This is a genomic window from Endozoicomonas sp. SESOKO3 (genome assembly GCF_024606255.1).
The window spans coordinates 1-8786 of sequence record NZ_JAHHPR010000500.1 but is presented as its reverse complement, the minus strand read 5'-3'; the positions used below and the strand labels follow the sequence as shown (position 1 = coordinate 8786).

11 protein-coding genes are annotated in these 8786 nt (G+C 49.5%); 2 read left to right on the top strand and 9 right to left on the bottom strand.

What is annotated here, in order from left to right:
- The first annotated feature begins 337 nt into the window (after nucleotides 1-337).
- Nucleotides 338-1384, top strand: a complete 1047-nt coding sequence (locus tag KDK18_RS08760; RefSeq protein ID WP_257254521.1) for a hypothetical protein — start codon at nucleotides 338-340, stop codon at nucleotides 1382-1384.
- A 58-nt stretch (nucleotides 1385-1442) separates the two neighbouring features.
- Here the strand turns inward: KDK18_RS08760 and KDK18_RS08755 are convergent, their stop codons facing one another.
- The 9 genes from KDK18_RS08755 to alc form a co-directional block, all read right to left on the bottom strand.
- A complete protein-coding gene (locus KDK18_RS08755; protein WP_257254520.1) occupies nucleotides 1443-1718 on the bottom strand; it encodes an HU family DNA-binding protein in 276 nt (91 codons plus the stop codon).
- Nucleotides 1719-1848: 130 nt separating this feature from the next.
- The gene (locus KDK18_RS08750; protein WP_257254519.1) at nucleotides 1849-2016 is read right to left on the bottom strand and encodes a rubredoxin; all 168 of its coding nucleotides are present in this window, start codon (nucleotides 2014-2016) and stop codon (nucleotides 1849-1851) included.
- Nucleotides 2017-2202: 186 nt separating this feature from the next.
- Entirely contained in the window at nucleotides 2203-3399 is a 1197-nt protein-coding gene (locus KDK18_RS08745; protein WP_257254518.1) for a urate hydroxylase PuuD, read from the bottom strand.
- A gap of 2 nt (nucleotides 3400-3401) precedes the next feature.
- Complete coding sequence (locus KDK18_RS14565; protein ID WP_373691158.1) at nucleotides 3402-3578, bottom strand: hypothetical protein; 177 nt, start codon at nucleotides 3576-3578, stop codon at nucleotides 3402-3404.
- The gene (gene guaD / locus KDK18_RS08740; protein WP_306670900.1) at nucleotides 3547-4716 is read right to left on the bottom strand and encodes a guanine deaminase; all 1170 of its coding nucleotides are present in this window, start codon (nucleotides 4714-4716) and stop codon (nucleotides 3547-3549) included. Before guaD ends, KDK18_RS14565 begins: the two co-directional genes overlap by 32 nt.
- Entirely contained in the window at nucleotides 4713-5231 is a 519-nt protein-coding gene (locus KDK18_RS08735; protein ID WP_257254517.1) for an ureidoglycolate lyase, read from the bottom strand. The genes guaD and KDK18_RS08735 overlap by 4 nt, the downstream gene beginning before the upstream one ends.
- Nucleotides 5232-5341: 110 nt before the next feature.
- A complete protein-coding gene (gene uraH, locus KDK18_RS08730) occupies nucleotides 5342-5680 on the bottom strand; it encodes a hydroxyisourate hydrolase (protein WP_257254516.1) in 339 nt (112 codons plus the stop codon).
- Nucleotides 5677-6213, bottom strand: coding sequence for a 2-oxo-4-hydroxy-4-carboxy-5-ureidoimidazoline decarboxylase (uraD, locus tag KDK18_RS08725; protein ID WP_257254515.1), 537 nt, complete (start codon nucleotides 6211-6213; stop codon nucleotides 5677-5679). The genes uraH and uraD overlap by 4 nt, the downstream gene beginning before the upstream one ends.
- Nucleotides 6210-7238, bottom strand: a complete 1029-nt coding sequence (gene alc / locus KDK18_RS08720) for an allantoicase (RefSeq protein WP_257254514.1) — start codon at nucleotides 7236-7238, stop codon at nucleotides 6210-6212. Before alc ends, uraD begins: the two co-directional genes overlap by 4 nt.
- 218 nt (nucleotides 7239-7456) lie before the next feature.
- Between alc and puuE the strand changes: the two genes are divergently transcribed.
- Nucleotides 7457-8410: an allantoinase PuuE gene (puuE, locus tag KDK18_RS08715; protein WP_257254513.1), complete on the top strand. Its 954-nt coding sequence runs from the start codon at nucleotides 7457-7459 to the stop codon at nucleotides 8408-8410.
- The last annotated feature ends 376 nt before the right edge of the window (nucleotides 8411-8786 follow it).

The window sequence follows — 8786 nt, the reverse complement described above, 5'->3', positions numbered from 1 at the left end:
CTTTCGGACACTAGCACCTGAAGCTAGCGCGTCTACCAATTCCGCCACCTGGGCCCTGCGATCAGCAATGTGCTGCTCAACAAGTGCGGCGAATATTAGGGATATAAGGCAAAAGTGTCAACACCCAGTAGAAAATTAAGGGTTCGGAAAATACGCTATATTGCTTAAAAATGAAAGGCTTACCCAGATCTGGCGGACGTTGAACACGCGTTCTGGGCGTATTGAACAATGATGGCAACTGAATGGTTTTTTGGTGCACACTCAGAATGATAGGGGCTACTCATCATAATGCATTAAAAGACACATCAGATTCTACAGGTTATCTCAGGGAGACATTATGAAAGTGAATGGAAGACAGTTCCGTTTTCTGCAAGAAACACTCAAGAGCTGGTCCCGGGATGGTCTTCTGGATGAAGGCAAAAAAGAAGCCCTGCTGAACTCTCTGGATGTGCAATCCTTTCAATGGCGCATCCTGGCCCAGTACGCTTGCTGGGCGGCGCTATTTTCCATGGTGCTATCACTGTTAGCAGTGGTTACGGATAAGGCTCTGATTGCATGGCTGGAGCGTTTATTTACTCTTCAGGACGGCACCCGAAGCTTGTTTTTCGCTGCATTGTCGGTTGGCATTTATCTGTTTGGCGGTTGGTTCAAGTCACGCCAGACAGGCCGTGTGTTTAGTCAGGAGCTTATTTTTTTCCTGGGCGCTATATCGACAGCGGCTTCCATTTACTACCTGTACAAGGTCTTTTATACAGTTAATGGTCACTATTCGCTGTTATTGCTTCTTGGAGCTGCGATTTATCTGTTAGTCGCGATAGTGCTGGAATCACTGTTGCTCTGGGTATTGGGATTACTGGTATTGGCTTGCTGGTTTTTTTTCGAAACGATTTACTGGACTAGTGATGGTAATCTGCCGCTTTTCGGGAAGAGCTTTCCAGTGCAATTTCTTGTCTTCAGTTTGGTGGTTCTTTTGCTGGGCTACGGCCTGCCAGTCTTTAAACGGACCAGAGCCTTTTTTGATGCGACTCAGTTTTTCTCGTTAACGATACTCTTCGGGTGTTTGTGGGTTTTGTCCATGATAGGTGATTATGACTATACATCTGAGCCCTTCAGTGCGTCACAAATGGAGCTTTGGTTATGGCGACTGGCCATGCTGGCAGCGTCATGTTTGGCTATTTTTGTTGGTTTTCGCAGAGATGACTCTATTCTAAGAATCCTGGGAGTCGGCTTTCTGTTGTTGAATCTGTATACCCTGTTCTTTCAATATGGCTGGGACACAATGCACAAAGCACTGTTCTACGCATTGCTGGCGCTTAGTTTCTGGTTGCTGGGAAGATACTCGGAATGGCTGTGGCTGGGACTGGCAGGAAAGAGGAAGTTTTAAATAAATGAGGTCGTTCTGTTAGCAGAACAACCTCGGGAACTCGAGGGTTTAGCAGGTATCAGCTGTTAACGGCTTCTTTCAGGGATTTACCTGGCTTGAAGGCTACTGTATTGCTGGCAGCGATTTCTATCGGCTCACCGGTTTGTGGGTTTTTGCCTGTGCGTGCGGCTCTGCTGCGTTGCAGGAATGTACCAAAGCCCACAAGACTGACAGTGTCTTCTTCTTTCAGAGCGGAGGTAATGACCTCGATCAAGGCATTGAGTGCCTGGTTGGCTTGTTCTTTTGTCAGATCTGCCTGATCGGCAATAGCGTTGACGAGTTCTGGTTTACGCATGATGTCATGCACTCCTTCTTTTTTTTTTTCTTCCGATGGATAAGCGGTCACCAACAGACTAAAACACTGTAGAGGTGAGAGCAATAGCCTTTCTCGCGAAAAAACCGGGAATCTGTTTATTTCGACAAAATTAGCCGATTTTGACCATTTCAAAGTCCTCTTTGCCGACACCGCAGTCAGGACAGTGCCAGTCTTCTGGAACATCTTCCCAGCGAGTACCTGGCTCAATCCCCTCATCAGGCCAACCTTGTTCCTCGTCATAGATAAAACCGCAAACAATACACTGCCATTTTTTCATGTATGTCTCCAAAGGATCTTAGCCATTTAAAAGTCAGTGACGACAGTCTCAATTTTATACAACGAAAGCCAGTCGGGGAGGAAAAAGGGTTTGAAAAAACGCACTGGAACAACAGTAATATATCGGGCTCTGCCTCTGGCAGGGCCCGATCCTCGATCAGTTCATGGAAGCTTTGATCGACTTGTCCTATTCAGATTTCAGCTGATGATACCACTGCCCCAGAATCTGGCGTTCTTCTTCAGTCATCTCGGTGCGGTTTGCCAGAGGCATGACTTGTGTCTGAACGGCCTGACTATAGATCTTGTCCGCTTTGCTAGCTATGGAATCATAATCATCAAAGATCAAGCCGCCCGGCGCTGCCTGAAAGAGAGGGTCGGTTGGCTTGGCCCCATGACAGGTAGAACAGCGACTGGTGACAATCTCGACAATTTCCTTTTCGTCAAAAGCGGGTGCTTTTGCAACCCCCGACATTGGCGCTGTCTGTGGCCGGATGACAAAAGCCAGGCTCAACATCACTACGGCAGCGGCAGGCCATAGCCAGGTTAATACAGTACCCTGGTTGCGACGGTTAAAGAAGTGTCGGATCAGAATCGCAGCCAGTGACAGGGCAGCAAGAATCGCCCAGCTCAAGTCATGACCATAAGTCATCGGGTAATGGCCACTGATCATGATAAACAACAGTGGCAGGGTGAAGTAGTTGTTGTGCCTTGAGCGTAGCAATGCATGTCGGGCAATGGCCGGATCAAAGCTGCTGTCACCGCTCTGGGCTGCATCCACCAGCTTCCTCTGGGACGGGATGATAATCTGGAAGACATTACCCACCATCAGGGTGCCAATCAGTGCACCTACGTGGATATAAGCTGCTCTGTCGCTGAACAGTTGAGTGTATCCCCAGGCTGCAATAACAATCAGTCCAAAGAGTACCGCACTGAACAGTTTCTCATTGGAAAACAATGGAGTCCGACAAAGTAAATCGTATACCAGCCAGCTCACGAACAGGCTGAATGCACTGATTGCGATGGCTGAGGCCGGTGACAGTGGAGAGTCTGACGCAAGCAGATAACTTTCTGCGCCCCAGTAGTAAATAATGGCCAGCAGGGCAAAGCCACTCAGCCAGGTGACATAGGCTTCCCATTTAAACCAGTGCAGGGTTTCCGGCATTTTCTCCGGTGCCAGGTGGTATTTGTTCACTTCATAGAAGCCACCACCGTGCACAGCCCATAACTCCCCTTTAATGCCTTTTTTCTGTTTTGCCTGAGGGGCGTTTTCCAGTCGCCCTTCCAGCCAGTTGAAGTAAAAGGAGGCACCGATCCAGGCAATACCTGCCGTGACGTGCAACCATCGAAAAATCAGGTTCAACCAGTCTTGTATATAGGATTCCATACTCAGTTTCTTCCTCGGGTTTCCTGACCCATGATGATGGCTTTTTCAATGACCCGGTCGTCACCCATCACCATGAGAACACCCAGCAACTCTTCCAGTGTTTTTGTTTTTTCTGTTCTGAATTTCAACAAAGGTGTGGCTTCGGGGTTAAGCACCAGAAAGTCTGCCTCGTTGCCGATCTTGAAACTGCCGATGCGGTCGTCGAGATGCAGGGCTCTGGCCCCCCCCCAGCGTGGCCAGGTAGAAAGCTTGAAGAGGAGATATCGTATTCTCACTCAACTGAGATACCTGATAAGCGTCTTTCATCGTGTTCAGCAGACAAAGACTGGTGCCACCACCCACGTCTGTACCCAGCCCGACACGAATATTCTTGTTTTGTGCGTTAGAGAAACTGAATAAACCGCTGCCCAGAAAAAGGTTGGAGCCCGGACAGCAGGCAATGGATGAGTCGCTTTCGGCCATTCGGTCCCAACTTTGCTCGCACAGATGGATGGAGTGGGCAAAGACCGATCGTGAGCCCAGCAGACCATGCTGGTCATAAACATCCAGATAATGTTTGCTGTCAGGAAACAGTTCCTGAACCCATGCTATTTCTTTGGGGTTTTCAGACAGATGGGTATGCAGGTAAAGGCCTTCATGTTCTCTGAGCAGTCTTCCGGCCAGGGTGAGCTGCTCGGAAGAAGAGGTCGGAGCAAAGCGGGGAGTGACGGCATAGGACAATCGGCCTTTGTTGTGCCAGCGATTGATCAGTTTTTTTGAGTCTTCATAACTGCTTTGTGGGGTGTCCAGCAGATAGTCCGGCGCGTTGCGGTCCATCATGACCTTGCCGCCAATCATACGCATATTGCGCTTGTGCGCAGCTTCAAAGAAAGCATCTACCGATTGAGGCGCCACTGTGCCGAACACCAGTGCTGTAGTGGTTCCATTGTTCAGGCATTGATCCAGAAACAATTCTGCAATGTCTCTGGCGTATTCAGGATCTGAAAAGCGGGCTTCAGCAGGAAAAGTATACTGTTCCAGCCAGTCCAGCAGTTGTACTCCGCAGCCTGCCATGACTTCCAGTTGGGGGTAATGCACATGAGTGTCTATAAATCCCGGAACTATCAGCTTGCCAGAGAGGTCTCTGATTTCACAGCCTTCCGGCAGCTGTTTCAATAACGTTTCGGCAGGGCCGCAGGCCTTGATACAACCTGACTCAACCAGTAATCCACCGTCGTCAAAGTATTCCCAGCTTTGTGCTCCCTTATCGGGATCATCCAGAAAGTGGAGTACGCAAGCGCGCCAGAAAACAGGAGGTGTATTGACAGTGCTCGTCATAGCGGGTCTCCCACGGTCAGAGAAAGGTGGGTCGGGATTAGAACCTCGTCACAGTTGTGTCCCGGCCCGGCCCGGTCAACCACCAGATAGGAGATTCCGTTACCGGCTGAGAGTAGCGGATGATGCCAGGTGCCCGGATGGTAATTAATACCTTGAGAGCCATCAGCTGCAAAGCAGCGAATATGATCAAAATCCGGCTCCAGATGGTTGTCAGGGGCGACAACTATCAAAAATGGCTGTTTCTCCAGAGGCATAAAGGTTTGGCTGCCCAGAGGATGACGTTCCAGTAAGTCCAGTCGGTAGGGCTGTTTGATGGCTTGCGTGTGGTAAATGTGAATGGCCACCTCACCTTCGGCATCGGTTTGAACCCGGGTGAGGTCGTTGAACTTACGACAGCGGCCCTGATTGATGATCATGGCGTCACCACAGGCTTCGATCACATCGCCGAAAGGCTTGAAAGCTTCAGCAGACAGGGGCTCTACAGGGAGAGCCCGGGTGGTTAACGTGGTTGGCATAGGCCAATGCCTCTTGGTCTTTATTTTTGTTAGCTCAGGGCTTTTTTTCTCAGCTCAGGGCTGTGTAACATTAGTTATGTTTGACAATTATTTTCGTCAAAGAGTGAGAATCAACTCCCTCTGTAAGTCGAATAACCAAAGGGAGAAATCAGCAATGGCACATGGTGATGACGATCATCATTGACTTCAAAAATGACCGAGACTTCCGGATAAAAGCATTTCTGCTCCAGCCGGTTAAAGTAATTCTGAATCGCAAAGTCCAGCTTATAAATGCCTTCAGGAAGGTTTACTTCGTCCGTTGCCAGACTGTTTATTCGTCCGTCATTGTCTGTTGTGCCCTGCCCTACCGCTATCCAGCTGTCTTCAACCTGTTTGTAGAGACTGACAGGAACCTGATCGGCAGGGTGGCCAAGAGCCGTGTCGAGGATATGAGTGCTGATCCCGGTCATAAAATCACTCCTTCTGTGGACAAAGAGGTGCTGTCGAGCATTTTGCGCAGGCGGATACTGGTTATTTTATGCTGTTCTGCCGCTGCCATGGAAAGTTCATCCTCCGGCTCGTTACTCAAGCGTTCCTTAAGCAGCGTCAGCATCTCGCCGGCACTTTTGCCGGTGGCGCAGACAATGAAGATATAGCCAAACTGTCGCTCATACTTTTCATTGCCTTCAGCCAGTGCCAGCAGGGTTTGTTCATTGGCCTCATCGACGCCAGCCTGCTCATGGCCTGCCATGGTTTGAGTGTTACGGTATTTCTCTTTCAGGCTGCTGATATCACCGATTTTCGGGTGAGCATCAAACGCTTCCAGATAATCGGGTTTCTGGCAATGAGACCACACGGCATCGGCAGCAATCAGCAGGCTTTCAATATTGGCGAAGGGTCTTGCAGCCACCATGCACTCAACCCAGTGACTGCTGGCACAACATTGGCGGAAGGTTTCTGTTGCCCGTTCTTCGCTCAGCGTGTTCAGATCGTTCAATGTCATTTTGCCGACTCCGGCTGACCAATGACTCTCAATCTCGATACCCCACCATCAGGGAAAATATTCAGCCGGACATGAGTATAGATTTCCTGAGTATTTTTCAGATTCTCTACAAAAGAGTGATTTCGGTGGGCATGAAGTTTCTGTTCGCTGAGGATTGGGTGCCAGTCCGTCTTGTCATCGGGTACTTCTCCCTCAAAATAACAGCCTTCCAGGCTACCTCTGTCTGGATAGTTCCCTTTGAAGTGCAGGGTATCAATTTCAACCCGGCCAACTTTACCGGGCGAAGCCAGTCTGATGACCATCCAGTCGTGACCGCCAGTGCGTCTTCTGCGGGTTTCCCAGCCATCATGCATATCGGCACCGCGACCCGGACGAAGCAGATTTTGCATTGGGCTGAAGAAAGCATCTGAGCAGCTGACAGGGCGAGCACCGTTCATCAGAGCCGATAGATCAACGGGCTCGTTGGGGAGAAGGTGTTGAGTGTTAAACAGGATTTTTCCATAGACTCTCAGACGGGCAACGCCGCCATCGGGGAAAATGGTCAGGCGAATATGAGTGGCTTCAACAGGCTGATCCAGACGAATCAGGTTGCGATGATCGGCTTCAACCGCCATTCTGGCGCTCATAGTCTGCCACTGGCTTTGCTCGTCGGGATCTGACTCGCTGGCAATGTATTCCAACTGAACGGCCCCGGGTGCATTACCTTTAAAGTGACGGGTATCAACTTCGACCCCTTCCACCATGCCGTGGGTCGCCAGTCTGACGATGACCCAATCATGATCGCCAGTGCGGCGCCGGCGGGATTCCCAGCCATCCATCCATTTACCGTAAGCCGTATATTTCTCCGGGAGAAAAACCGGCTCAGAGTCCAGCAGCAGGTTGTCTTTTTCAGCAAAGAAGTCATCGCTTGCAGACAGTACATCACCACCCAGGGCGCGGGCGGCCAGGTCGACTTTTGTCTGTCGCCACAGTATGGCTTCGTCTGAGCCATCAGCCCCTATAGAGCCATCAGCCATTTTTTTCATAGCATATCCTGATTTTTTGTTGGTTTTATTGGAATTTTATTATCCCCAAGATCAAGGGGGTATTTTTCTCTGAGTTCTGACAAAATGTATCTTGTGATTTTTGTGACCCTGCCAACAAAATGTTGACCAAATAGTCAGACTTTGGGAGTTTATGCCATAGATACTACGGGTCAATCAATATATTGATTTAAACACAGAAAAATAAGTCGGAGTCTGCCATGAATCACAGTGATAACAGCTACCCCAGAGACTTAACAGGGTATGGAAAGACCCCTCCTCACCCGCAATGGCCCGGGCAGTCGCGAATCGCTGTTCAGTTTGTCATTAATTATGAGGAAGGTGGTGAGAATTCTGTGCTTCATGGTGACAAGGGCTCAGAAGCTTTCCTTTCCGAAATTATTGGTGCTCAGTCGTATGAAGGGATGCGCCATATCAGTATGGAGTCTATCTATGACTACGGGGCCAGAGCTGGCTTCTGGCGGCTGCATCGTATCTTCACCCAGAGAAACATTCCTGTGACGGTTTATGCCGTAGCCATGGCTATGCAGCGCAACCCAAAGGTTGTTGAGGCTATGCTGAATGCTGACTGGGAGATAGCCAGTCATGGTTATCGCTGGATTGATTATCAGTTTCACGATCTTGATGAAGAGCGTGAGCATATGCAGAAGGCCATACAAATACACACAGAAATGACCGGCCATAGCCCCTCGGGCTGGTACACAGGTCGCTGCAGTCCCCAGACCGAGCAGCTGGTGGCAGAAGAGGGAAGCTTTCTTTACCATGCCGACAGTTATGCAGACGATCTGCCCTATTGGGATACCCGATTTAACCAGCCGCAGCTAGTCGTACCTTATACACTGGACTGCAATGATATGCGTTTTGCCACTGCTCAGGGTTTTAACTCTGGCGATCAGTTTTTCAGTTATCTGAAAGATGCGTTTGATGTGCTCTATGATGAGGGTGCCGATCAGCCAAAGATGATGTCAGTAGGTTTGCATTGTCGTCTGGTTGGCAGACCGGGTCGCGCGGCTGCGCTGATGCGTTTTCTGGATTATGTGCAGTCGAAGGAAAAAGTATGGCTATGCACCAGGGAGCAGATTGCCCGCCACTGGCATGAACATCACCCCTGCAATGAGGTGGATGCCAGCAAGCGTCCAAAAGCTTTCAGCTGATCAGGGACAGAACTTCTGGTAGCTGAGGCCAGCAACGAATCGTCAATCTCTTGCTGTTTAAGCTCTCCCTAATTGCTCCTGGAGCATTGGTTTAGTCAGAATGCAGTGATATACGGCTTTGCCCGGTTCCTATTTTTACCCATATTTCTACTTCACTGCTTTATCGTGTCTGCTATGCTGTTCTTCTCGTTAATTTTTAGGGAGTACAGCATGAGCTTGAGTGCTGAACAAACGCCGGAAACAGAGCTTGACCATATTCGAGACACCTTGACGGGTATTGTCAGCTATGCCAGCAAAACCCGTGCTGAAATGCACCGGAGGTTTGACCAACAAGAAAAACGCTTTGACGAACAAGAAAAGCGCTTTGAAGAACGCT